We start from the raw sequence: 24,313 nt of genomic DNA on the forward strand, positions 1-24,313 counted from the left end.
CGGTTCAGGCCATCACAGCGCTTTCCGGTCGCCTCCGCTCCGTGAAGTCGCTTACTGTCCGTTCGCTTACGAACCTGAACGGCGGATCACAGACTTGCCGCGTGATCCGGAACGTAGTTCTGCAGTTCGCGCGGAGTCCGCACATACCCGGTGGATTCCGGCCGCTCGGGCAGCTCCAGCACCGGCGGGGGCACGTCGTGGTACGGCAGCGAGTCCAGCAGATGGGCGATCATGTTCAGCCGGGCACGCCGCTTGTCGTCGCTCTCCACGACGTTCCAGGGCGACTCCGGGAGGTCGGTGTGCACCATCATCTCGTCCTTGGCCCGGGAGTACGCCTCCCAGCGGCTGAGGGACTCCAGGTCCATGGGCGACAGCTTCCAGCGCCGCAGCGGATCCTCCAGCCGCCTGCGGAAACGGTCCTGTTGTTCGGTGTCGCTCACCGAGAACCAGTATTTGCGCAGCAGGATGCCGTCCTCGATCAGCATCCGCTCGAAGAGCGGGCACTGGCGAAGGAACAGGTGGTGCTCCTCCTTGGTGCAGAAGCCCATCACGTGCTCGACACCGGCCCGGTTGTACCAGGAGCGGTCGAACAGCACGATCTCCCCGGCGGCCGGCAGATGCTCGACGTACCGCTGGAAGTACCACTGCGTGCGCTCCCGCTCGGTCGGCTTGGGCAGCGCGGCGATCCGGGCGAGGCGGGGGTTGAGGTGTTCGGTGACCCGCTTGATCGTGCCGCCCTTCCCGGCCGCGTCCCGCCCTTCGAACACGACCACCAGCCGCGCCCCCGTGGCCCGCACCCACTCCTGGAGCATCACCAACTCCATCTGGAGCCGCAGCAGTTCGCGCTCGTACGCCGCACGCGGCACGCGCGCCGCCTTGTCCCTGGCCATCCGCCTGCACCCCTCGCCGACCTGTCGATCCGAGACTGCCCACGGTACGTGATCACCGCCCGCGACACGGCCGTCCCCGGCGTCACGCCGCGGCGCCGGGAACGCGGGGACGGCCGTACGCTCGTCCGGTGCCCTCGCCGTCCGATCCCGATCCCGATCCCGATCCCGATTCCGATCCCGGTGCCGCCGCCGCTCGTCTCACCGGAGTGTCCGTCCGCCGGACGCGCCCGCTGTCCGGAGCGCTCACCGAGGCCGTGCTGGACGACGGGCGGGTGGTGATGATCAAGCGCGCGGACGAGCCCGGGGCGGTGCGGGCCGAGGCCGCCGGGCTGCGCTGGCTCGGCGACGCGCGGGCGGTGCGGGTGCCGACGGTGCACGGGTACGACGAGCGGTGGCTGGTGAGCGAGCGGGTGGCGGCCGGGGCGCCGACCCCCGGGGCCGCGCTCCGGCTGGGGCGCGAGCTGGCCGCGCTGCACGGCGCCGGAGCGCCCGCGTTCGGCGCCCCGCCGCCCGGCGGGCCCGAGGAGGCGTACATCGGACTCGCCCCGATGCGGAACGCCGTGGGGGAGGAGTGGCCGGGGTGGTACGCCGAGCACCGGGTGCTGCCCTATCTGCGGGCGGCGGTCGACGCCGGCACGGTGCGGCCCGCCGAGGCGGCCGTCGTCGAACGGGTCTGCGCCCGGCTGCCCGGGCTGGCCGGACCCGCCGAGCCGCCCGCGCGGCTGCACGGCGACCTGTGGCACGGCAACGTGCTGTGGGGCGGGGACGGGCACGCGTGGCTCATCGACCCGGCGGCGCACGGCGGACACCGCGAGACCGACCTGGCGATGCTGGATCTGTTCGGCTGCCCCCACCTGGACCGGATCAGGGAGGGCTACGAGGAGGCCGCCCCGATGGCCGACGGATGGCCCGACCGAATCGGTGCGCACCAGTTGTTCCCGCTCCTGGTGCACGCCGTGCTCGTCGGCCGGGCCTACGCCGAGCAGGCCCTGGCGGTCGCTCGACGGGTGCCGTGACGGACGGCGGTCCGCTGTCCGCCGGTCTCAGTGGGCGCCCAGTCCGCCCCCGCCGAAGGAACCGCTGCTGCCCCTGCTCCAGCGCGGTCGGGTCTTCGACGCACTGGGCCGGGTCTGCATGTTGGTCAGTTCGTACGGGGTGAGGGGACGGCCGCCCTTGGGGGTGACGGGTACCTCGTCCGGCTCGCGGTTCTCACGGATCTCGTGCACGGGGCCGCCGGGCGGCAGATGCGGCTGTTCGTCGGGGCGTGGCCTGGGCGACTCGCGCTGCTTGATGCGCGCACCCATCCAAAAGCCACCGGCCAGCAGGGCGATGACCGCCATGCCGACCACGAACAGCATGAGGCTGAGCAGGCCGCTCGGGGCGGCCAGCTGGACGCTTACGGTACTCATATCGCCTGAATACCCCAGGAACGGGACGCGAACCGCCCCGCTTTGCCCCTAACTCGGCGTACGCAAACCGCTGCGCAGCGTGTCCGGACGCCGAGGTTTGGCACGGCGCGTCCCGGCTACCCGCCAAGCGTGACTTCTACGACTTCCCAGCAGGAACTCTTCCGGTTCCTGGAGGACCGCTTCGCCTGTGCGCAGGCGTGCACCGTGTGTGCGCACGCCTGCGCGCTGCGCGCGGGCCTCGTGGATCCGGACGGCACGGAACGACACGAATTCCTGCGGCGCAAGGGCATCATGTGCGCCGAGGTGTGCGACGCGACCTGCCGGGTGCTGTCCGAGGACCACCAGATGGACGAGGCGGCCCTGCGCGTCCAGCTGGAGTGGTGCCGGACCGTCTGCCTGGAGACCGCGCACGCCCTCGACCAGCACCCCGGCGCCCAGGACACCGCGGCGGCGTGCCGCGCCTGCGCCCGGGCGTGCACGGACTTCATGGCGACCCTGCACTGAGCCCCGACCGCCGACCCCCACCACCGCCGGCGCTACGCCGGTGCGCCGGAACGCCGACCAGGGACACCCCCCAGCGCCCCGCCCCCAAACACCCGAACCCTCAGCGCCCGTAGCCCCAGCGCCTGCACCACCGCCGCCCGGCCCACCTCCGGCTCGACCAACGCGACGGTCCGCCCCGACGGCCGCCGGCCGACGACCCGGTCGCGCACCGCACGCGCCGACTTCCCGCCGTGCGGTTCCGCTTCCGGGTCCGCGAGCCGCGCGGCCAGTCCCTCGGCACCCCGCCCCCGCCGGCCGCCCACGTCCAGTGCCGTCGGCTGCGGCGCGGCCGCGGCGTCGAGCCCGAGCGCGGCCGCCGCCTCCCGGCACCGCACGGTCGGTGAGTACAGGCCCGCTCCACCGTCGGCAGCGTCCCCGCCGCCGTCCAGGCCGGCAGCAGTCCGGCCCCGCCGCGCCTCGCGCCTCGCCCGCCGCCCGCGCCTCCGCCCCCACGGTCCGCGATCCGGTCGACGACCGTGATGCGGACGCCGTCACGGTCCGTCGTCACACCCAGCACGGTGTCCCCGCCGACCGGCATCGTGACGAACTCCGGCTGCGCGCCCGGCCGTTCGCCCAGCACCCTGGCGAGGTCCCAGCCGGCGGTGAGCCGCACCCGGGTCCAGCTGCGCGGCCGGCACACCTGGCGGTCGCCCTCCACGTCGATCAGGAACATGCCGTCCTCGTCGAACAGGCCGTGCGCGACCGCGAGTTCGTGCCACGCCTCGTTGACCTCGGAGGGCCGGTCGCCCCGTACGGTCAGCGCGGGCGCGGCCGCGCCCGAGGTGATCCGGCGCCAGGCCGCCCGGGCCGGCAGCACCTCCTCGGTCCGCCAGTACTGGGCGGCCTCCAGGCCCGCCCGCCCCAGCAGCGCCTTCAGTTCGTTTCCGGTCATGGGACGACATCCTCCCCGTACCTCTTCCCGCCCCGCCATTCCCAATTTCTGTAACACGTTCTACGGTGTGCGCCGTCAGGACACCGGCCTTGGGAAGCCAGGAGGCGCCGTGCACCTCGACCACACGCCCGAGCAACAGCGGCTGCGCGCCGAACTGCGCGCCTACTTCGCCGAGTTGGTGCCGGACAACGCCTACGCCCGGCACGCCGACCCGGTCGGCGCGAAACGCTTCTACCGCGCCACCATCCGCCGGCTCGGCGCCGACGGCTGGCTCGGCGTCGGCTGGCCGAAGGAGTACGGCGGCCGCGGCCTGACCCCGACCGAGCAGTTCGTCTTCTTCGACGAGGCCGCCCAGGCCGGCGTACCGCTGCCCCTGATGGCACTCAACACCGTCGGCCCGACGATCATGCAGTACGGCACCGAGGAGCAGAAGGCCCGGTTCCTGCCGAAGATCCTGGCCGGCGAGATCGACTTCGCCATCGGCTACAGCGAACCCGACGCCGGCACCGACCTCGCCGCCCTCAAGACCCGTGCCGTACTGGAGGGCGACGAGTACGTCGTCAACGGCCAGAAGATCTGGACCACCAACGGCGACACCGCCGACTGGGTCTGGCTCGCCGTGCGCACCGACCCGGAGGCGCCGCCGCACAAGGGCATCACCATGCTCCTGGTGCCGACCATCGACCCCGGCTACTCGTGCACGGTCATCCGCACCCTCGCCTCGCACGACACCACCGCCAGCTACTACGAGAACGTCCGCGTCCCCGTCTCCCACCGGGTCGGCGCCGAGAACCAGGGCTGGCGGCTGATCACCAACCAGCTCAACCATGAGCGCGTCACCCTGGCCGCACACGGCACCATGGCGATCCGTGCCCTGCACGACGTCCAGCGCTGGGCCGGCGAGACCAAGCTCGCCGACGGCCGCCGGGTCCTCGACCTGCCCTGGGTGCGCCGCCGGCTCGCCCGGACCCACGTCAGGCTCGACGCCCTCAAACTGCTCAACTGGCGGATGGTCGGCGCCCTCCAGGACGGCACCCTCACCCCGCAGGACGCCTCCGCCGTCAAGGTCTACGGCTCCGAGGCCCGCCGGGACGCCTACGCCTGGCTGATGGAGGTCGTCGCCGCCCCGGGCGCCCTCCAGGAGGGCTCGGCGGGCGCCGTCCTGCACGGCGAACTCGAACGCGGCTACCGCTCCGCCGTCATCTTCACCTTCGGCGGCGGCAACAACGAGATCCAGCGGGAGATCATCTCCTGGATCGGCCTGGGGATGCCACGGGTGCGGCGCTAGCCGTCCGCCTGCTGCGACCTCAAGCCCTCCCCGCCACCGGGCGGGACCCTGGAACGGTCCGGGCGGCCGTCGCGGTGGGTCTCGTAGGAGCCTTCGTGAGGTGCGCGCCGGGTGGACGAACCGCTAGGCGTCTGCCGAGCGGCAGGCCCCTGACCAGCCCAACTCTCCCTGTAGGGAGCGTTAGATTTCCCCCGACCGCAACAACTTCATACGTTTTTTCATGATGCGGGGGAATGTGAAGATGCAGACGCATGCGCGTATGCGCGGCGTCGGGAGAACCATCGCGATCACTCTCAGTTCCGTTCTCGCGGTCGGGCTGCTGCCCGTCGCCGCGACGACGGCCGTCGCCTCCACAGCATCGGATACCCGGAAGAATTCGACCGCTTCCGGGGATGTTCCGGCGATCGCCGGCAACGGCGGCACCCTCCTCGCCACCACCCGGCGGATCTACGGCGGCGACCGCACGACGGTGATCCCGCCGGAGGGCGCCACCGCCACGACCGCGATCGCCGACGCCGGCGGCCAGGTCACTGAGCCAGCGTCTACAACACTGTGCGCGGCCCGGAGTACAGCGGCGCCTGGTACAACATCGCGCACTGGATCGGGAAGTTCCTCGTCCCTTTCATGCCGGGTGCCTCCGGTGTGGGCGGCGGCGCGAAGGTGGCGTCCAAGCCCGGCACCCTGGCGAAGGTCGTCAAGGGCGCGCTCGGAAAGCTGTTCTCGGGCGCGGCGAAGAAGGCGGAGCAGCCGAAGGCGGCATCGAACTACACCAGGGTCTCCACTCGCGGTGTGGGCGGAAAGAGCCCGCCGGCCCTGGAGATCCAGAAGGCCCCGTCGGGCTGGACCCACGCCGGCCAGATGGAGTCCGCGTCGTCCCAGGTCGCCGACTTCGCTCTCAAGAACGCCTCGAAGCGGAAGTCGAACAAGACCTACGTGGGCGGATACAACATCGAGACGGGCGACATCGCACTCGCCCAGTCGGGCGGCTGCAGGCCCGGGCCCAGCTACTGTGCGGAGGGCAACGTGGTACGGGCTCTCGGCGGTGACCCCACGAAGGTGCGTTTCACCATCGCGTACACCGTGAAGTTCGACGGCGGTACCCGGGTACCCGAGCCGAAGCCGGTGTGCAGGGACTGCCAGATCGACTACCCGTCCCCGTCCCCGTTCCAGTTCGAGTCCGGTGCCGTGCCGGAAAAGGGCGGCATCTGGGAGAGGCAGGAGTACTGAGGGGATGACAACCATGAACGCGATGGAGCTGGAGATCGGTCTGTACGACTGGTCCGCGCTCCCGTGCCGCAGGTGCAGGTCCGCGGATCACGTCCCCGGCGAGCTGCTGCGGATGGCCCGGGCGCAGACGCGGGAGGAGGCCAGGCCGAGGGACATCGAGTTCCACGTGCTGCAGGAGAGCTGGGCGACGCCGACCGTCGTCCCCGTCGCCCGGGTACTGATGGCCGGTCTCGCCGACGCGAGCATCCCGCCGGCGGCCCGGAACCAGTTCCTGGACCTGCTCTGGTCGTTCGTCATCGTGGACGACGACGACCTCGCCGAGGCGTGCAAGGACGCGGTACGGGCCGGAACCTGGTCGCTGTACCAGCAGATCCTGGCCGGCGAGTCCCTGGGCAGCGCTCTGCTGGCCTACTGGCTCGTGAAGGAGGTGGAGACCGCTCCCGTCCGGGTGGAGCGGCTCCTGCAGGTCGCGCGGCACATGCTGCCCGAGGACCTTTTCGAGGACGACGAGACGTCGCCAACGGCGCATCTTCCCGGCACACTGCCGGTATGACGGGCGACCCGGGGCTGTTCACTCCGCAATCCGTGACCTGGCACCTGCACGGCGACCCGATGATGTGGGTCGCCGGCATCCGGGCCCTCTACCTCCAGGCGCTCCACCCCCGCGCCGTCCGCGGGGTCATGGAGAACTCCGACTTCCGGCACGACGCCTGGGGCCGCCTCATGCGCACCGCGGATTTCGTCGGCACCACGACGTACGGCACCACGGAGGCCGCCGAGAAGGCCGGCGCCCGCGTCCGCCGGATCCACCGGATGCTGTCGGCCACCGACCCGGACACCGGCGAGCGCTACCCGGTGGACGAACCCGGGCTGCTGCTGTGGGTGCACTGCGCCGAGATCGACTCCTATCTGCACGTCCTGCGCCGCTCCGGCTACCCCCTCACCGACGCCGCCGCCGACCGCTACATCGCCGAACACCGGGTCAGCGCCCGCCTGGTGGGCCTGGACCCCGACGCCGTACCGGCCGACCGGGCCGAGATGGCGGCCTACTTCGAGAAGGCGCGCCCCGAACTCGCCGTGGGAGACGACGCACGCGCGGTGGACGACTTCCTGCTCCGCCCGCCGACCCACCCCCTGCTCGTCCCGGCGCGCGCCCTGCTCTGGCGGCGCGTGGCGCACCTGGCGTACGCCTCCCTGCCGCCGTACGCCCACGAGCTGTACGGCAGACGCGCGCCCCGACCCGCCACCGTCACCCGGGAGTTGCGTGTCACCGGCACCCTGCTGCGCTGTGTTCCCGCACGTCTGCGCTGGCAACTCCCGCCCAAGCACATCCTGCGCGCGATGGACCGGCTCGGCCCCTCCACGCGCCCGGCACCGTACAAAGTCGGGCCATAGACCGCCATACTGGACGGGCCAGGGGAGGGCCGGACATCACGGGGGCGGCGGCGCACTATGGCGGAGAACAGACTGATCCAGGGCCGCTACCGGCTGCTGGACCTGATCGGGCGCGGCGGGATGGGCGAGGTGTGGCGCTCACGCGACGAGTCCCTCGGCCGGCACGTGGCCGTGAAGTGCCTCAAGGCGCACGGCCCGCACCACGACCCGTCGTTCACGCGTGTCCTGCGTGAACGCTTCCGGCGCGAGGCCCGGGTGGCCGCCGGGCTCCAGCACCGCGGGGTGACCGTCGTCCACGACTTCGGCGAGTCCGACGGCGTCCTGTTCCTGGTGATGGAGCTGCTGGACGGCCGCAACCTGTGCCAGCTGCTGGACGACAACGAGCGACGCCCGCTGCCGGTGCCCGACGTCGTCGAGATCGCCGACCAGGTGGCCGCCGCCCTCGCCTACACCCACCGCCAGGGCATCGTGCACCGCGACCTGAAACCGGCGAACATCGTGCGGCTCACCGACGGGACGGTGAAGATCTGCGACTTCGGCATCGCCCGCCTCGGCCACGACATCGGCTTCACCTCCCGGCTCACCGGCACCGGTATCGCGATGGGCACTCCGCACTACATGTCCCCGGAGCAGATCGGCGGCGACGAGGTCGACCAGCGCAGCGACCTGTACTCACTGGGCTGTGTGATGTACGAACTCGCCACCGGGGCACCGCCGTTCGACCTCGACGACCCCTGGGCGATCCTGGTCGGCCACCGCGACACCCCGCCCCGCCCGGCCCGTGAGCACCGGCCCGACCTGCCCGACTACCTCGACCGGATCATCCTGGACCTGCTCGCCAAAGGGCCCGGACAACGCCCGCACGACGCCAGGGAGGTGGGGCGCCGGATCACGGCGGGCCGGACCACCCCGGCGTATGTGCCGACCGTCGTGACCGCCCGGCCGGACCTGCGGCCGCCCGCCGAGCGGGAGCCACGCCCGGCCGGGCCCGCGCGGCTGCCGTCCTGGACCCGCGGCATGACCACCGGCCACAAGGCCACCGGCGCCGGACCGTTCGGCCCGCCCCCGGACGTCGGCGCGGCCCTGACCGGTGAGTGGATCCCCCGTCCGACCCTCGGCACCGTCCCCGTGCCCTCCGTCCCCGACGCCCCGTCCCCGCAGGCGCTCACCGCGCTCGCCGGCCGCCACAACGCCGGCCTCAGCCTGGGCCGGCTCGGCCGCTGGGCCGAGGCCGGGGAGGTGCACCGCGCGGTCGCCGCCGAACGCGCCCATCTGCTCGGCCCGGACCACCCCGAGACCCTCGCCAGCCGCTACGAGGTCGCCTTCACCCTGAGCCGGACCGACCGCGCCGCCGACGCCCTGCGCGAGTACCGGCACGTGGCCGCCGCCCGCACCCGGACGCTGGGCGCCGACCACCCGGACACCCTCGCCACCCGCCAGGAAATGGCCTACGTGCTCGGCCGGCTGGGCCGCCACTTCGACGCCCACCAGCTCTACACCTCGGTGCTCGCCGCCCGGGAGCGCACGGCGGGACCCGACCACCCCGACACCCTGCGCTGCCGTCACAACCTCGCCTTCAACCTCAGCCGGCTCGGCCGCCTGGAGGAGTCGTACCGGATGGCGAGCGAGGTGGCCGCCGCCCGGCGCCGGGTGCTGGGCGCGGACCACCCGGACACCCTCGTCACCCGCTACGAGGTGGCCTACGCCCTCGGTCAGCTGGGCCGCTGGCCGGAGGCGCTCCAGACCTACCGCGAGGTCGCCGCGGCCCGCGCCCACGCCCTCGGCCCCGACCACCCCGAGACCCTCGCCGCCCGCTACGAGACCGGCATCAGCCTGGGCCGCCTCGGCCGCAGCCAGGAGGCGCTGCGGCTCTACCGCGACCTCGTCGACGACCGCACCCGGGTGAACGGCCCCGCCCACCCCGAGACCCTGCGCGCCCGCCACGGCCTCGGCGTCAACCTCGGCCGCCTCGGCCGCTGGGAGGAGGCCCTCGCCGAGTCCCGGGACGTGTGCGCGATCCGCGAGCGCGTCCTGGGCGCCGACCACCCCGACACCCTCGTCAGCCGCCGCGAGGTCGCCGTCGGCCTGGGCTGGCTCGGCCGCTGGTCCGACGCGCTCGGCGAGTACCGGCGGGTGGCCGGGGCCCGTGAGCGCGTCCTGGGCGCCGACCATCCCGACACCCTCGCCGCCCGGGGCGACGAGGCCCACTGCCTGGAACAGCTCGGCCGGGGCCCGGAGGCCGTCGCCCTGTACCGCAGGGTGGCGGCCCTGCGGGAACGCCGGGCGGCCGGCGGGGCGTGACGGACCCGGACCGGGCGGGGCGGGGCCGGTCCCGGGTGCGCCGCCGGCCCGTCACCCCGTGCCCTCAGTCCCAGCCCAGTTCCGTGTACGGCCGTCCCGCGCGGATCCCGTCGAGCGCCGCCCGCGCGTACCCGACCGTCGGCTCCGGCAGCGCGTCCAGCGGCCACCAGTCCCAGCCCACGCACTTGTCCGGCTCCAGCAGCCGGGGTTCGCCCCGCCAGCGCCGGGCCCGGAACACCAGCTGGATCCGCGGCCGGGTGCCGAGCCCGTTGCTGATGTGGACGGTGTGCGCCAGCTCCACGTCCCCGGGTTCGATCACCAGGCCGGCCTCCTCCCGGGCCTCCCTGATCAGACAGGCGACGGCCGACTCGCCCTCGCAGTGACCGGCCAGGAAGTGGTGCTCCAGGGGAGCGAAGTCCGCGTCCGGGTGCCGCAGCCCGAGCAGCACCTTGCCGTCGCGCTCCAGGTAGAGGTGCACACCGAGCCCGTGCGGAACGGCTCGCCGCACGGGCACGGTGCCGTCCGCCCGGTGCCGGGCGAGCACCTCGGCCGCCCACGGCGCCATCGTCAGCCGCGCGGTGGTCGCCGCGTCGAAGAAGGCGAACATGATGCCCTCGGTGACCGGGATCCGCGCCGGATCCCCGTCCCAACTCCCCAGGAACACCTGGATGGTGTCGTCGACGACGGTGAACCGGGTCAGGCCCTCGACGACCAGCCCGGTCTCCTCCAGCAGCTCCCGCGCGATGCCCTCCTCCGGTGTCTCGTCCCCCTCCCGTGCGCCACCGGGCAACGACCACGTGCCCGCGTCCCAGATCGGCCGGTGCGCGTCCCGCAGGTGGAGCAGGTACTGACCACGCCGGTTGACCAGCAGCGCGGCCGTTCCACGAGGCTCGGCGTCCATGGAGATCCCCCTTGTGTCCAACAGGCCGTGGATCGTGTTACGAAGAATCCATGCCTGCACACGAGCCCCACCACACCTACGACGCCGTCATCGTCGGCGGCGGCCACAACGGCCTGGTCGCCGCCGCCTACCTGGCCCGGGCCGGACGGTCCGTGCTCGTGCTGGAACGGCTGGACCACACCGGCGGAGCCGCCGTCTCCACCCGCCCGTTCACCGGCGTGGACGCCCGGCTGTCGCGCTACTCGTACCTGGTCAGCCTGCTCCCGCAGAAGATCGTGCGGGACCTCGGCCTGCGGTTCCGCGTCCAGGGGCGCACCATCTCGTCGTACACCCCCGTGGAGCGGGGCGGGCGGTCGACCGGGCTGCTCGTGGGTGGAGGCGAGGAGCGCACCCGGGAGGCCTTCGCGCGGCTGACCGGCGGGGAGCGGGAGTACGCGGCCTGGCAGCGCTTCTACGGCATGACCGGCGAGGTCGCCCGGCGGGTCTTCCCGACGCTCACCGAACCGCTGCCCACCCGGGACGAACTGCGCCGCCGCGTCGACGACGAGGAGGCCTGGCGGGTGCTCTTCGAGGAGCCGATCGGGGTCGCCGTGGAGGAGCGCTTCGCCGACGACCTGGTGCGGGGCGTGGTCCTCACCGACGCGCTGATCGGCACCTTCGCCGACGCCCACGACGCCTCCCTGAAGCAGAACCGCTGCTTCCTCTACCACGTCATCGGCGGCGGCACCGGAGCCTGGGACGTGCCCGTCGGCGGCATGGGCGCCCTCACCGACGCCCTGGCCGCCGCCGCGCGGGACGCGGGCGCCGTCATCGCCACCGGCCACGAGGCCGTGCGCATCGCCACCGACGGCCGCACCGCCGAGGTCGCCTACCGCACCGCTGACGGCGAGGGCGTCGCCGTCGCCCGGCACGTGCTGGTGAACGCCTCCCCGAAGGCGCTCGCCGCCCTCACCGGCGACGCGCCGCCCGCCCCCGCCGAGGGTGCCCAGCTCAAGGTGAACATGCTGCTCAAGAGGCTGCCGAGGCTCCGGGACACCGCCGTCGACCCGCGCGAGGCGTTCGCCGGCACCTTCCACATCGCCGAGGGCTACCGGCAGCTGGCCGCCGCCCACGCCCAGGCCGCCGCCGGTGACCTGCCCGCCGCCCCGCCCTCCGAGATCTACTGCCACTCCCTGACCGACCCGAGCATCCTCGGCCCCGACCTCGTCGAGCAGGGCTACCAGACGCTCACCCTGTTCGGCCTGCACACACCGGCCCGGCTCTTCGAGCGGGACAACGACGGCGTACGCGAGGCCCTGCTCAAGGCCACCCTCGCCCAGCTCGACGCGCACCTCGCCGAACCCCTCGCCGACTGCCTGGCCACCGACGCCGACGGCCGCCCCTGCATCGAGGCGAGGACCCCGCTCGACCTGGAGCACGACCTCGGCCTGCCCGGCGGCAACATCTTCCACCGGGACCTGTCCTGGCCGTACGCGGACGAGAGCACCGGCCGCTGGGGTGTCGAGACCCCGCACGCCAACGTCCTGCTGTGCGGGGCCGGCGCGGTGCGCGGGGGAGGGGTGAGCGGGGTGCCGGGGCACAACGCGGCGATGGCGGTGCTGGAGGCCCCCTGACCGGACAACGGCCCCACCCCAAGAATCTGACGGTGTATCAGAAAAGGCCTTCCGTCGTCCGGAGGACTGCGGCATCCTGCGCCCATGCAGACGGAGCTGAGCAAGCACCTGGGAGTCGAGTACGCCGTCTTCGGGTTCACGCCGTTCCCCGCCGTCGCCGCGGCCATCAGCCGCGCCGGCGGCTTCGGCGTGCTCGGCGCGGTCCGCTACACCGCCCCCGACGACCTCAAGCGCGACCTCGACTGGATCGAGGAGCACGTCGACGGACGGCCGTACGGACTCGACGTCGTCATGCCCGCCAAGAAGGTCGAGGGGGTGACCGAGGCCGACGTCGAGGCGATGATCCCCGAGAGCCACCGGCAGTTCGTGCGGGACACCCTCGCCAAGTACGGGGTGCCCGAACTGGCCGAGGGCGAGGCCTCCGGCTGGCGCATCACCGGCTGGATGGAACAGGTCGCCCGCAGCCAGCTCGACGTCGCCTTCGACTACCCGATCCGGCTGCTCGCCAACGCCCTCGGCTCCCCGCCCGCCGACGTCGTCGCCCGCGCCCACCGGCAGGGCGTACTGGTCGCCGCGCTCGCCGGCAGCGCCCGGCACGCCCGCAAGCACCAGGAGGCGGGCATCGACATCGTCGTGGCCCAGGGCTACGAGGCCGGCGGGCACACCGGTGAGATCGCCTCCATGGTGCTCACCCCCGAGGTCGTGGACGCCGTCGACCCGCTGCCCGTCCTCGCGGCCGGCGGCATCGGCAGCGGACGGCAGATCGCCGCCGCGCTCGCGCTCGGCGCCCAGGGCGTCTGGCTCGGCTCCCTCTGGCTGACCACCGCCGAGGCCGACCTGCATTCGTCCGCCCTCACCCGCAAACTCCTCGCGGCCGGCTCCGGCGACACGGTCCGTTCCCGCGCCCTCACCGGGAAACCCGCACGTCAGCTCCGTACCGAATGGACCGACGCCTGGGACGACCCGCACGGACCCGGCACCCTCCCCATGCCCCTCCAGGGCCTGCTGGTCGCCGAGGCCGTCTCCCGCATCCAGAAGTACGAGGTCGACCCGCTGCTCGGCACCCCCGTCGGCCAGATCGTCGGCCGGATGAACGACGTCCGTGGCGTCCAGGCCGTCTTCGACGACCTCACCCGAGGCTTCGAACAGGCCGTGGACCGCGTCAACCGCATCGCCGGAAGGAGCGGCCAGTGACGAGCACACCTCCCGTGGGCTTCTGGGCCCAGGCCACCGCGGACCCCGACCGTACGGTCCTCGTCGCCCCCGACGGCGAGGAATGGACCGCCGGACGACTGCACGCCGCCGCCAACCGGCTGGTGCACGGGCTGCGCGCGGCCGGCCTGGAGCGCGGCGACGTGTTCGCCGTCGTCCTGCCCAACTCGGCCGAGTTCTTCACCGCGTACCTCGCCGCCTCCCAGGCCGGCTTCTACCTGGTGCCCGTCAACCACCACCTCGTCGGCCCCGAGATCGCCTGGATCGTCTCCGACTCCGGCGCCAAGGTGCTCCTCGCCCACGAGCGTTACGGCGACCAGGCGTCCCGAGCCGCCGACGAGGCCGGGCTGCCCGCCGGCCGGCGGTACGCCGTCGGCGAGGTCGCCGGATTCCGTCCGTACGCCGAACTCCTCGACGGACAACCGGAGTCGGCGCCCGCCGACCGCACCCTCGGCTGGGTCATGAACTACACCTCCGGTACGACGGGCCGCCCGCGCGGCATCCGGCGCCCGCTGCCCGGCAGGCTTCCCGAGGAGGCCTACCTCGGCGGCTTCCTCGGCATCTTCGGCATCCGGCCCTTCGAGGACAACGTCCATCTCGTCTGCTCGCCGCTCTACCACACGGCCGTCCTCCAGTTCGCGGGCGCCTCGCTCCACATCGGCCACCGCCTGGTCCTGATGGACAAGTGGACACCCGAGGAGATGCTCCGCCTCATCGACACCCACCGCTGCACGCACACCCACATGGTCCCGACCCAGTTCCACCGCCTGCTGGCCCTCCCGGCGGGCGTCCGGGCGCGCTACGACGTCACGTCCATGCGGCACGCCATCCACGGCGCCGCCCCCTGCCCCGACCATGTGAAGCGCGCCATGATCGAGTGGTGGGGCGAGTGCGTGGAGGAGTACTACGCGGCCAGCGAGGGCGGCGGCGCCTTCGCCACGGCCGAGGACTGGCTGAAGAAGCCGGGCACGGTCGGCAGGGCCTGGCCCATCAGCGAGCTGGCCGTCTTCGACGACGACGGCAACCGCCTCGCGCCCGGTGAACTCGGCACCGTGTACATGAAGATGACGACCGGCGGCTTCGCCTACCACAAGGACGAGGCGAAGACGAGGAAGAACCGCATCGGCGACTTCTTCACCGTCGGTGACCTCGGTGTCCTCGACGAGGACGGCTACCTCTTCCTGCGCGACCGCAAGATCGACCTGATCATCTCGGGCGGCGTCAACATCTACCCGGCCGAGATCGAGTCCGCCCTGCTCGCCCACCCCGCGGTCGCCGACGCGGCCGCCTTCGGCATCCCGCACGACGACTGGGGCGAGGAGGTCAAGGCGGTCGTCGAACCGGCCCCCGGACACCTCCCCGGACCCGACCTGGCCGCCGCCCTCCTCGCCCACTGCGCGGAAAGACTCGCCGGCTACAAACGCCCCAAGAGCGTCGACTTCATCACCGAGATGCCCCGCGACCCCAACGGCAAGCTGTACAAGCGGCGGCTGCGGGAGCCGTACTGGGAGGGGCGCGCCAAGCCGCTGTGACGGCGGGACCCTCCGGGGCGACCCCCGGTGTTCCTTCCCCTGACGTGACATCACCCCGGATACTCGAACCACTCGAGGACGGTCGGATCCCCGGCCGGCGGGCGAGCGACGGGGAGCGGGGCATGGCGGGGGGACACACCGTGGGCGCCCGCGCGGGGCGGTTCACCGCGGGCCGGACCGTCGTGCCGGGCGAGCGGGCCGCGCGGCTGCGGGCCGTGGCGGTCGATCTCGCGCCGGCCGTCGTCCTGCTGGCGGCCATGGTCGCCGTCCGCCTCGGCCCGCGACCGGAGGACGACGGCCCGCTGCCCGCGGCCCTGGCGCTCGCCGTCGTCATCGCCGGCAGCCTGGCGCTGCGCCGATGGCCGCCCTCGGGGAGCAGGTGTTCGACGAGACGGGGCACGTGCCCCACGACGTGCTCTTCGGAGCCGCGGGCAGCGCCAAACTGGCCCACGCCGTCCGTCTGCACGGCCTCCAGCTGCTCGCGCTGCCGGCGATCCTGTGCGAGGCGGGGCGGCTGGGCAACCGTGCGGCGGGCGCCGTGGTCGGACTCGGGGCGCCCTCGGTTACGCGGCCGTGTTCGGCGCGATCACCGCCACGGCCTACGCCGGGCGCGCCCCGCTCCACCCCTCCGCGGTCATGGGGGCGCTGCTGATCGCGGGCCTGCTGGCCCTGGCGGCGGTCGCCCTGCTCACCCTCAGGTACGCGGCACCCCCGCCCCACCGGACGGAACCGCCCGCGCCGAAGGCGCGGCGCGCACCGGGCCGCCGGCCGTCCCGGGCCGTGAGGGCGCGACGACTTGACCTGCCCCGGCGGCACGTCGAGGATCATGGGCATGACGCCCGGACACGGCAGTACCGTCGACGGGGTGCTGCGGCGCAGCGCCCGCCGCACCCCGGCCCGGGTCGCGGTCGAGTACCGCGACCGCACCTGGACCTACGAGGAACTCGACACGGCCGTCTCCCGCGCGGCGAGCGTCCTGCGCGGCCAGGGCCTCGAACCCGGCGACCGGGTCGGCGCCTACGGCCACAACTCCGACGCGTACCTCATCGCGTTCCTCGCCTGCGCCCGGGCCGGCCTGGTCCACGTCCCCGTCAACCAGAACCTCACCGGCGACGACCTCACGTACCTCGTCGGCCAGTCCGGCAGCACACTCGTCCTGGCCGACCCCGACCTGGCGGACCGGCTCCCCGACGGCGTACGGACGCTGCCGCTGCGCGACGCCGACGACTCGCTGCTCGCCCGACTGCCCGGCACGGAGCCGTACGACGGTCCCGAGCCGCGCAGCGAGGACCTGGTGCAGCTGCTGTACACCTCCGGTACGACGGCGCTGCCCAAGGGCGCGATGATGAGCCACCGCGCGCTGGTGCACGAGTACCTCAGCGCGATCACCGCCCTCGACCTGAGCGCCGGCGACCGCCCCGCGCACGCCCTGCCGCTCTACCACTCGGCGCAGATGCACGTGTTCCTGCTGCCCTACCTGGCGGCCGGCGCCACGAACCTGATCCTCGACGCGCCCGACGGGGACCGGCTCTTCGACCTGATCGAGGCGGGCCGCGTCGACAGCCTCTTCGCCCCGCCCACCGTGTGGATCGGCCTCGCGAACCGGCCCGACTTCACCACCCGCGACCTGAGCGGGCTGCGCAAGGCGTACTACGGCGCCTCGATCATGCCGGTCCCCGTCCTGGAGCGCTTGCGCGAGCGGCTCCCGAAGCTGGGCTTCTACAACTGCTTCGGCCAGAGCGAGATCGGCCCCCTCGCCACCGTCCTCGCCCCCGACGAGCACAAGGGCCGCATGGACTCCTGCGGGCGTACGGTCCTGTTCGTGGACGCCCGGGTCGTCGACGAGAACGGCGTGGACGTGCCCGACGGCACGCCCGGCGAGATCGTCTACCGCTCCCCGCAGTTGTGCGAGGGCTACTGGGACAAGCCCGAGGAGACCGCCGAGGCCTTCCGCGACGGCTGGTTCCACTCCGGCGACCTCGCCGTCCGCGACGCCCACGGCTACTTCACCATCGTCGACCGGGTGAAGGACGTCATCAACTCCGGCGGTGTGCTGGTCGCCTCACGCCAGGTCGAGGACGCCCTCTACACCCACGAGGCCGTCGCCGAGGCCGCCGTGATCGGCCTCCCCGACGACAAGTGGATCGAGGCGATCACCGCGGTCGTCGTCCCGCGCACGCAGGTCACGGAGGAGGAACTCATCGCCCACACCCGGGAGAAGCTCACCTCCTTCAAGGCGCCGAAGCGGGTCGTCTTCGTGGACGAACTCCCGCGCAACGCCAGCGGCAAGATCCTGAAGCGCGAGCTGCGGGACCGGTTCGCCTGACCCGGCCGGGTGCGGGCGCGGATTTCCGTTGCGGGAGACCGGTGCCGGCGTCGAGGATCGGGGCATGCCGATCTTCACCGCACCCGACGGAACCCGGCTCGCCCACCACGTCCGGGGCGAGGGTGACCCTCTCGTCGTTCTGCCCGGCGGGCCGATGCGGGCCTCCCGCTACCTGGGCGACCTCGGCGGGCTCACCGCCCACCGCCGCCTCATCCTGCTCGACCTGCGCGGTACCGGCGACTCCGCGGTGCCGGCCGACCCGGCCACCTACCGCTGCGACCGCCAGGTGGAGGACATCGAGGCGCTCCGCGTCCATCTGGGGCTGGAGCGGATGGACATGCTCGCGCACTCGGCGGGCGGCAGCCTCGCGATGCTGTACGCGGCGCGGTACCCGCACCGGGTGGCCCGGCTCGCGCTGGTCACCGTCATCCCGTGGGCCCTGGGCGAGCGGGCCACCGCCGAGGACCGGCTGGCGGCGGCCCGGCTGCGCGCGGACGAGCCGTGGTTCGGGGCGGCGTTCCCCGCGCTGGAGGCGTGGCTGAAGGGCGAGGGCGACCCCGACTGGGACCGGGTCGCCGCCTTCTTCTACGGCCGCTGGGACGCCACCGCCCGGGCGCACGACGCCGCCTCGGACGAGGAGTGCAACTACGAGGCGGGCGACCGCTTCCACGACCCGGCCGCCTACGACCCGCCCGCCCTGCGCGGCGCGCTCGCCTCGGTGACCGCCCCGGTCCTCGTCCTCGCCGGCGAACTGGACGGCGGCCCCCGCCCCGCTCTGGCCCGGCACACCGCCTACGCCTTCCCGAACGCCGAGTTCGCCGTGCAGCCGGGCGCGGGCCACTACCCGTGGCTGGACGACCGGGAGTGGTTCGTCCGACGCGTCGCCGCCTTCCTCGGCGGCGCCGCACCGGCCGGCTGAGGGCCCGCGGCGCTCCCGTCAGCCGTCCGCCGCCACCGCCACCTCCCGGGCCCACCGGTAGTCCGCCTTGCCGCTCGGGGAGCGGCGGATGGTGTCGGTGACCACCAGCTGGCGCGGGATCTTGTAGCCGGCCAGGCGGGTGCGGCAGTGGGTCTGGATGTCCTCCAGGGAGGGCGCCGTCGCGCCCGTTCGCATCTGGACCACCGCCGCCACATGGTTGCCCCACGTCGCGTCCGGCACCCCCGCCACCAGGGCGTCGTACACGTCCGGATGCGACTTCAGGGCCTGTTCGACCTCCTCGGGGTACACCTTCTCGCCCCCGGTGTTGATGCACTGCGAGCCCCGGCCCAGGACGACGACCACACCCTCCTCGTCGACCGTGGCCATGTCGCCGAGCAGCACCCAGCGTTCACCGTCCTTCTCGAAGAAGGTCTCGGCCGTCTTCACCGGGTCGTTGTAGTAGCCGAGCGGGACATGGCCGTGCTGGGCGACCCGGCCGGCCTCGCCCGGGACGATCGGCTCGTACGTCGCCGGATCGACCACCTGGGTACGGGCGTTGACCTTGACGCGGAAGCCGCGCTCGGGGCCGGAGTCGTCCGTCGCCGTGCCGTTGAAGCCGGACTCGGAGGACCCGAAGTTGTTCAGCAGCATCGCGTTCGGCAGCAGCGCCCGGAACTGGGCGCGGACCGTGTCCGACATGATCGCCCCGGACGAGGACACACTGAACACCGACGAGCAGTCGGTGCCCCGCATCGGCCCCTCCAGCGCGTCGATCAGCGGCCGCAGCATCGCGTCACCGACCAGGGAGATGGCGTTGACCTTCTCCTTCGCGATGGTCCGCAGCACCTCCTCGGGCACGAACTTGCGGTGCAACACGACCCGTTGGCCGAAGTTGAAGCCGATGAACGCGGTGAGGGTGGAGGTGCCGTGCATCAGCGGCGGCGTCGGGAAGAAGGTGATGCCCGAGCCGCCGGCCGCGACCCGCTCGGCCAGCTCCTCCGGTGTCTTCACCGGCTCCCCGGTCGGTGCGCCGCCGCCCAGCCCGGAGAAGAACAGGTCCTCCTGGCGCCACATCACGCCCTTGGGCATCCCGGTGGTGCCGCCGGTGTAGATGATGAACTGGTCGTCGCCCGAGCGGGTGGGGAACCCGCGCTCCGGGGAGCCGCCGGCCTCCGCGTCCGTGAACGCGGTGAGGCCGTCACCGGGCCGGCCGTCCCCGGGCGGCCCCACGCGGATCAGGTGCCGCAGCGCCGGCGTCTGCGGCAGCGCGGCCGCCACCCGGTCGGTGAACTCCGCGTCGAAGACCAGCGCGACCAGATCGGCGTCCCGGTAGAGGTAGACCAACTCCTCCTCGACGTACCGGTAGTTCACGTTGACCGGCACGATCCGCGCCTTCAGGCAGCCCAGCACGGTCTGGAGGTACTCCACACCGTTGTAGAGGTGGAGGCCGAGGTGCTCGCCGGACCGGATCCCGCTGTCCAGGAGGTGGTGGCCGATGCGATTGGCCGCCGCGTCCAGCTCCGCGTAGGTCAGCCGGCGCTCCTCGCCCGTACCGGGATGGTCGACGTACACGAGTGCCTCACGGTCCGCCGCCACGTCGACGACCGACTCGAACAGGTCGGCAAGGTTGTACTCCACCGTTCCTCCTGACCTCGCGCGTGGCCGACGCCCTGGCTCCCCGAGGGATGCCGGTCATCAGAGCAAAGGGAGCGACAAGTGGGAAGGGCTCGCGCGGCAGAAATCTGACTGACTATCAGAAATGAATCTGACTGAGTGTCAGAAAACCCTTGAAGTGCCTCCGCACCTCCTGCAACCTGTTCTCGTTCTGGACGCGGAACGGCGACGCGTAACCGCGACGCCGAACGAGGACGGGAGACGGCGATGGGCGGGACGGAACACCTCACCGTGCAGCGCGAGGGCGCCACCCTGGTGCTCACGCTCAACAGGCCGGAGGCGAAGAACGCGCTCTCGCTCGCGATGCTCGTCGGCCTGTACGACGGCTGGATCGAGGCCGACGAGGACGACTCGGTCCGCTCGATCGTGTTCACCGGCGCCGGCGGCACCTTCTGCGCCGGCATGGACCTCAAGGCCCTCGCCGGACAGGGCATGGAGGGCGAGCAGTACCGCGACCGGCTCAAGGCCGACCCCGACCTGCACTGGAAGGCGATGCTGCGCCACCACCGCCCCCGCAAGCCGGTGATCGCCGCCGTCGAGGGGTACTGCGTGGCCGGCGGCACCGAGATGCTCCAGGGCACCGACATCCGGGTCGCCGGCGAGTCCGCCACCTTCGGCCTGTTCGAGGTGCGGCGCGGACTGTTCCCCATCGGCGGCTCCACCGTCCGCCTGCCGCGCCAGATCCCGCGCACCCACGCCCTGGAGATGCTGCTCACCGGCCGCCCCTACACCGCCCGCGAGGCCGCCGACATCGGACTCGTCGGCCATGTCGTCCCGGACGGCACCGCCCTGGAGAAGGCCCTGGAGATCGCCGAACGCGTCAACGCCTGCGGCCCGCTCGCCGTCGAGGCCGTCAAGGCGTCGGTGTACGAGACCGCCGAGATGACCGAGACCGACGGCCTCGCCGCCGAACTCGCCCGCGGCTGGCCGGTCTTCGACACCGCCGACGCCAAGGAAGGCACCCGCGCCTTCGCGGAGAAGCGGCCGCCCGTCTACAAGCGCGCCTGAACCTCCCAAGGAGGCACCCCGATGCCCGAAGTCCTCAAGGCCCCCCTCGTCGTCGAGTTCCCCTTCACCCGCTCCCTCGGCCCCGTCCAGAGCGCCTTCCTCACCGGGCTGCGCGAACGGGTCGTCCTCGGGGTGCGCACCACCGACGGCCGCACCCTCGTCCCGCCCGTCGAGTACGACCCCGTCACCGCCGACGAACTGCGCGACCTCGTCGAGGTCGCCCCCACCGGCACGGTCACCACCTGGGCCTGGAACCACGCCCCGCGCCGCGGCCAGCCCCTCGCCACCCCCTTCGCCTGGGTCCTGGTCCGGCTCGACGGCGCCGACACCGCCCTGCTGCACGCCCTCGACGCCCCCGGCCCGGACGCCGTCCGCACCGGGACGCGGGTGCGGATCCGCTGGGCGCCGGAGCGCTCCGGCGCCATCACCGACATCGCCTGCTTCGAGCCGTACGACGGCGATCCCGTCCCGCTCACCGGCCGCACGGGCGCCTTCGAGAACCCGGTGAGCGGCATCGTCGCCGCCGCCCGCCTCGACTACACCTACGCGCCCGGCCGCGCCCAGACCGCCTACCTCGACGCCCTCGCGCGGCGCCGCACCGTCGGCGAGCGCTGCCCCTCCTGCCGCAAGGTCTACGTCCCGCCGCGCGGCGCCTGCCCCACCTGCGGCGTCGCCACCGCCGAACGGGTCGAGGTGGGCCCGCGCGGCACGGTCACCACGTTCTGCATCGTCAACATCAAGGCGAAGAACCTGGACATCGACGTGCCGTACGTCTACGCCCACATCGCCCTCGACGGCGCCGACCTCGCGCTGCACGGACGCATCGGCGGCATCCCGTACGACCAGGTCCGCATGGGCCTGCGGGTCGAACCGGTCTGGACGGAGGACGGCCGCCACCCCGACCACTACCGGCCCACCGGCGAACCCGACGCGGACTACGACACGTACAAGGAGCTGCTGTGACCCGGGAGATCGCCGTCGTCGCCTTCGCGCAGACCGACACCCTGCGCACCACCGAGGAACACTCCGAGGTGGAGATGCTCATGCCGGTCCTGCACGCGGTACTGGACCGGACCGGCCTGAGGACCGCCGACATCGGCTTCACCTGCTCCGGCTCCAGCGACTACCTGGCCGGCCGCGCCTTCTCCTTCACCCTGGCCCTCGACGGCGTCGGCGCCTGGCCGCCGATCTCCGAGTCGCACGTCGAGACGGACGGCGCCTGGGCTTTGTACGAGGCGTGGACCAAGCTGCTCACCGGCGACGCCGACACCGCGCTCGTCTACTCCTACGGCAAGTCCTCGCCCGGCTCTCTCCGTGACGTACTGACCCGCCAGCTGGACCCGTACTACGTCGCCCCGCTGTGGCCCGACTCCGTCGCCCTCGCCGCCCTCCAGGCCCAGGCGCTCATCGACTCCGGCGACACCGACGAACCCGCCCTCGCGGCGATCGCGGCCCGCAGCCGCGCCACCGACAACCCGCACGCCCAGCTCCGGGGCGAGATCCCGCACGGCGACTACCAGGTACGGCCGCTGCGCACCGGCGACTGCCCGCCGATCGGCGACGGGGCCGCCGCCGTGATCCTCGCGGCCGGCGAGCGCGCCCGCGAGCTGTGCCCGCGCCCCGCCTGGATCCGGGGCATCGACCACCGCATCGAGGCCCACGGACTCGGCGTGCGGGACCTGACCGACTCACCGTCCACCCGGCTGGCCGCCGAACGCGCCGGCGCCTTCACCCGGCCCGTCGACACCGCCGAACTGCACGCGCCGTTCACCGCCCAGGAGGTCGTCCTGCGCAAGGCCCTGGACCTCGGTGACGAGGTGCGCGTCAACCCGTCCGGCGGCGCCCTCGCCGCCAACCCGATGATGGCCGCCGGCCTCGCCCGCATCGGCGAGGCCGCCGCGCGCATCCACCGGGGCGAGTCCGACCGCGCCCTCGCCCACGCCACCTCCGGCCCGTGTCTGCAACAGAACCTGGTCGCCGTACTCGAAGGGGATCCGCGATGAGCAAGGAACCGGTGGCCGTCGTCGGGATCGGCCAGACCAAGCACGTCGCGGCGCGCCGGGACGTGTCGATCGCCGGGCTGGTCCGCGAGGCCGCCCGCCGGGCCCTCGACGACGCCGAGCTGACCTGGGCCGACATCGACGCCGTCGTCATCGGCAAGGCGCCCGACTTCTTCGAGGGCGTGATGATGCCCGAGCTGTACCTGGCCGACGCGCTCGGCGCGGTCGGCAAACCGATGCTCCGGGTGCACACGGCGGGCAGCGTCGGCGGCTCCACCGCCCTGGTCGCCGCGAACCTGGTCGCCGCCCGGGTGCACACCACCGTGCTGACCCTGGCCTTCGAGAAGCAGTCCGAGTCCAACGCCATGTGGGGCCTGTCCCTGCCGATCCCCTTCCAGCAGCCCCTGCTGGCCGGCGCGGGCGGCTTCTTCGCCCCGCACGTACGCGCCTACATGCGGCGCAGCGGCGCGCCCGACACCGTCGGCTCGCTGGTCGCGTACAAGGACCGCCGCAACGCGCTCAAGAACCCCTACGCCCACCTCCACGAGCACGACATCACCCTGGAGAAGGTCCAGGCCTCACCGATGCTGTGGGACCCGATCCGCTACTCGGAGACCTGCCCCTCCTCCGACGGCGCCTGCGCCATGGTCCTCACCGACCGCGCCGGCGCGGCCCGCGCACCCCGCCCGCCGGCCTGGATGCTCGGCGGCGCGATGCGCAGCGAACCGACCCTCTTCGCCGGCAAGGACGCCGTGTCCCCGCGGGCCGGCCGGGACTGCGCCGCCGACGTCTACCGGCAGGCCGGCGTCACCGACCCGCGCCGCGAGATCGACGCCGTCGAGATGTACGTGCCGTTCTCCTGGTACGAGCCCATGTGGCTGGAGAACCTCGGCTTCGCCGACGAGGGCGAGGGCTGGAAGCTCACCGAGTCCGGGGTGACCGAACTGGACGGCGACCTGCCCGTCAACATGTCGGGCGGCGTCCTGTCCACCAACCCCATCGGCGCCTCCGGCATGATCCGCTTCGCCGAGGCCGCGCTCCAGGTGCGCGGACAGGCCGGAGAACACCAGGTGGAAGGGGCCCGGAAGGTCCTCGGGCACGCCTACGGGGGCGGCTCGCAGTTCTTCTCGATGTGGCTCGTGGGAGCGAGGGCACCGCAGTCCTGAAAGTCCGCCTCACGTGC

23 protein-coding genes are annotated in these 24,313 nt (G+C 73.0%); 17 read left to right on the plus strand and 6 right to left on the minus strand.

What is annotated here, in order from left to right:
* Window positions 1-86: 86 nt before the first annotated feature.
* Complete coding sequence (gene ppk2 / locus ACZ6D7_RS21410; protein WP_469492709.1) at window positions 87-890, minus strand: polyphosphate kinase 2; 804 nt, start codon at window positions 888-890, stop codon at window positions 87-89.
* A gap of 128 nt (window positions 891-1,018) precedes the next feature.
* Here ppk2 and ACZ6D7_RS21415 point away from each other — a divergent pair, with 128 nt between their 5' ends.
* Window positions 1,019-1,906, plus strand: coding sequence for a fructosamine kinase family protein (locus ACZ6D7_RS21415; RefSeq protein WP_469492712.1), 888 nt, complete (start codon window positions 1,019-1,021; stop codon window positions 1,904-1,906).
* A gap of 27 nt (window positions 1,907-1,933) precedes the next feature.
* On the opposite strand, the gene ACZ6D7_RS21420 is transcribed toward ACZ6D7_RS21415, so the two are convergent.
* Window positions 1,934-2,299 (minus strand): DUF6479 family protein, encoded by a 366-nt coding sequence (locus ACZ6D7_RS21420; RefSeq protein WP_469492715.1) that lies wholly within the window; start codon window positions 2,297-2,299, stop codon window positions 1,934-1,936.
* A gap of 129 nt (window positions 2,300-2,428) precedes the next feature.
* On the opposite strand from ACZ6D7_RS21420, the gene ACZ6D7_RS21425 reads away from it, so the two are divergent.
* Window positions 2,429-2,803 carry a four-helix bundle copper-binding protein gene (locus ACZ6D7_RS21425; protein ID WP_469492717.1) on the plus strand — a complete coding sequence of 125 codons (375 nt, stop codon included), beginning with the start codon at window positions 2,429-2,431 and terminating at the stop codon, window positions 2,801-2,803.
* A 100-nt stretch (window positions 2,804-2,903) separates the two neighbouring features.
* On the opposite strand, the gene ACZ6D7_RS21430 is transcribed toward ACZ6D7_RS21425, so the two are convergent.
* Entirely contained in the window at window positions 2,904-3,734 is an 831-nt protein-coding gene (locus ACZ6D7_RS21430) for a hypothetical protein (protein WP_469492719.1), read from the minus strand.
* Between the two features lie 109 nt (window positions 3,735-3,843).
* Here ACZ6D7_RS21430 and ACZ6D7_RS21435 point away from each other — a divergent pair, with 109 nt between their 5' ends.
* Window positions 3,844-5,022 (plus strand): acyl-CoA dehydrogenase family protein, encoded by a 1,179-nt coding sequence (locus tag ACZ6D7_RS21435; protein ID WP_469492722.1) that lies wholly within the window; start codon window positions 3,844-3,846, stop codon window positions 5,020-5,022.
* Between the two features lie 180 nt (window positions 5,023-5,202).
* On the opposite strand, the gene ACZ6D7_RS21440 is transcribed toward ACZ6D7_RS21435, so the two are convergent.
* The gene (locus ACZ6D7_RS21440; protein WP_469492724.1) at window positions 5,203-5,436 is read right to left on the minus strand and encodes a hypothetical protein; all 234 of its coding nucleotides are present in this window, start codon (window positions 5,434-5,436) and stop codon (window positions 5,203-5,205) included.
* Window positions 5,437-5,574: 138 nt separating this feature from the next.
* On the opposite strand from ACZ6D7_RS21440, the gene ACZ6D7_RS21445 reads away from it, so the two are divergent.
* The 4 genes from ACZ6D7_RS21445 to ACZ6D7_RS21460 are packed head-to-tail and all read left to right on the plus strand — an operon-like array spanning window position 5,575 to window position 9,945.
* Window positions 5,575-6,249 carry a hypothetical protein gene (locus tag ACZ6D7_RS21445; protein WP_469492728.1) on the plus strand — a complete coding sequence of 225 codons (675 nt, stop codon included), beginning with the start codon at window positions 5,575-5,577 and terminating at the stop codon, window positions 6,247-6,249.
* Window positions 6,250-6,253: 4 nt separating this feature from the next.
* Window positions 6,254-6,802 carry a hypothetical protein gene (locus ACZ6D7_RS21450; RefSeq protein WP_469492731.1) on the plus strand — a complete coding sequence of 183 codons (549 nt, stop codon included), beginning with the start codon at window positions 6,254-6,256 and terminating at the stop codon, window positions 6,800-6,802.
* Window positions 6,799-7,644 carry an oxygenase MpaB family protein gene (locus tag ACZ6D7_RS21455; RefSeq protein WP_469492733.1) on the plus strand — a complete coding sequence of 282 codons (846 nt, stop codon included), beginning with the start codon at window positions 6,799-6,801 and terminating at the stop codon, window positions 7,642-7,644. The genes ACZ6D7_RS21450 and ACZ6D7_RS21455 overlap by 4 nt, the downstream gene beginning before the upstream one ends.
* Before the next feature lie 57 nt (window positions 7,645-7,701).
* A complete protein-coding gene (locus ACZ6D7_RS21460; protein ID WP_469492737.1) occupies window positions 7,702-9,945 on the plus strand; it encodes a serine/threonine-protein kinase in 2,244 nt (747 codons plus the stop codon).
* A 64-nt stretch (window positions 9,946-10,009) separates the two neighbouring features.
* Here the strand turns inward: ACZ6D7_RS21460 and ACZ6D7_RS21465 are convergent, their stop codons facing one another.
* Window positions 10,010-10,846 carry an NUDIX hydrolase gene (locus ACZ6D7_RS21465; protein WP_469492740.1) on the minus strand — a complete coding sequence of 279 codons (837 nt, stop codon included), beginning with the start codon at window positions 10,844-10,846 and terminating at the stop codon, window positions 10,010-10,012.
* Between the two features lie 50 nt (window positions 10,847-10,896).
* Between ACZ6D7_RS21465 and ACZ6D7_RS21470 the strand changes: the two genes are divergently transcribed.
* The 6 genes from ACZ6D7_RS21470 to ACZ6D7_RS21495 all read left to right on the plus strand — a co-directional run bounded on the left by ACZ6D7_RS21470 (window position 10,897) and on the right by ACZ6D7_RS21495 (window position 18,448).
* On the plus strand, window positions 10,897-12,459 hold the full coding sequence (locus ACZ6D7_RS21470) for a phytoene desaturase family protein (RefSeq protein WP_469492741.1): 1,563 nt from the start codon (window positions 10,897-10,899) through the stop codon (window positions 12,457-12,459).
* A gap of 84 nt (window positions 12,460-12,543) precedes the next feature.
* The gene (locus ACZ6D7_RS21475; RefSeq protein WP_469492744.1) at window positions 12,544-13,653 is read left to right on the plus strand and encodes an NAD(P)H-dependent flavin oxidoreductase; all 1,110 of its coding nucleotides are present in this window, start codon (window positions 12,544-12,546) and stop codon (window positions 13,651-13,653) included.
* Window positions 13,650-15,203, plus strand: coding sequence for an acyl-CoA synthetase (locus tag ACZ6D7_RS21480; protein ID WP_469492747.1), 1,554 nt, complete (start codon window positions 13,650-13,652; stop codon window positions 15,201-15,203). The genes ACZ6D7_RS21475 and ACZ6D7_RS21480 overlap by 4 nt, the downstream gene beginning before the upstream one ends.
* A gap of 358 nt (window positions 15,204-15,561) precedes the next feature.
* Complete coding sequence (locus ACZ6D7_RS21485; protein WP_469492750.1) at window positions 15,562-15,855, plus strand: hypothetical protein; 294 nt, start codon at window positions 15,562-15,564, stop codon at window positions 15,853-15,855.
* Window positions 15,856-16,035: 180 nt separating this feature from the next.
* The gene (locus ACZ6D7_RS21490; protein ID WP_469492752.1) at window positions 16,036-17,529 is read left to right on the plus strand and encodes an acyl-CoA synthetase; all 1,494 of its coding nucleotides are present in this window, start codon (window positions 16,036-16,038) and stop codon (window positions 17,527-17,529) included.
* 64 nt (window positions 17,530-17,593) lie between these two features.
* A complete protein-coding gene (locus tag ACZ6D7_RS21495) occupies window positions 17,594-18,448 on the plus strand; it encodes an alpha/beta fold hydrolase (protein ID WP_469492755.1) in 855 nt (284 codons plus the stop codon).
* Window positions 18,449-18,466: 18 nt separating this feature from the next.
* Here the strand turns inward: ACZ6D7_RS21495 and ACZ6D7_RS21500 are convergent, their stop codons facing one another.
* Window positions 18,467-20,086 carry an acyl-CoA synthetase gene (locus ACZ6D7_RS21500; RefSeq protein WP_469492757.1) on the minus strand — a complete coding sequence of 540 codons (1,620 nt, stop codon included), beginning with the start codon at window positions 20,084-20,086 and terminating at the stop codon, window positions 18,467-18,469.
* Window positions 20,087-20,329: 243 nt separating this feature from the next.
* On the opposite strand from ACZ6D7_RS21500, the gene ACZ6D7_RS21505 reads away from it, so the two are divergent.
* From ACZ6D7_RS21505 to ACZ6D7_RS21520, 4 genes are read left to right on the plus strand one after another with little or no spacing between them, the layout of a single operon-like run.
* Window positions 20,330-21,130: a crotonase/enoyl-CoA hydratase family protein gene (locus ACZ6D7_RS21505; protein WP_469492760.1), complete on the plus strand. Its 801-nt coding sequence runs from the start codon at window positions 20,330-20,332 to the stop codon at window positions 21,128-21,130.
* Between the two features lie 21 nt (window positions 21,131-21,151).
* Window positions 21,152-22,093: a Zn-ribbon domain-containing OB-fold protein gene (locus tag ACZ6D7_RS21510; RefSeq protein ID WP_469492762.1), complete on the plus strand. Its 942-nt coding sequence runs from the start codon at window positions 21,152-21,154 to the stop codon at window positions 22,091-22,093.
* The gene (locus ACZ6D7_RS21515; protein WP_469492764.1) at window positions 22,090-23,133 is read left to right on the plus strand and encodes a thiolase domain-containing protein; all 1,044 of its coding nucleotides are present in this window, start codon (window positions 22,090-22,092) and stop codon (window positions 23,131-23,133) included. Before ACZ6D7_RS21510 ends, ACZ6D7_RS21515 begins: the two co-directional genes overlap by 4 nt.
* The gene (locus tag ACZ6D7_RS21520; protein WP_469492766.1) at window positions 23,130-24,296 is read left to right on the plus strand and encodes a thiolase domain-containing protein; all 1,167 of its coding nucleotides are present in this window, start codon (window positions 23,130-23,132) and stop codon (window positions 24,294-24,296) included. The genes ACZ6D7_RS21515 and ACZ6D7_RS21520 overlap by 4 nt, the downstream gene beginning before the upstream one ends.
* Window positions 24,297-24,313 lie beyond the last annotated feature (17 nt).

The sequence above is a fragment of the Streptomyces sp. NPDC041784 genome, assembly GCF_055591025.1.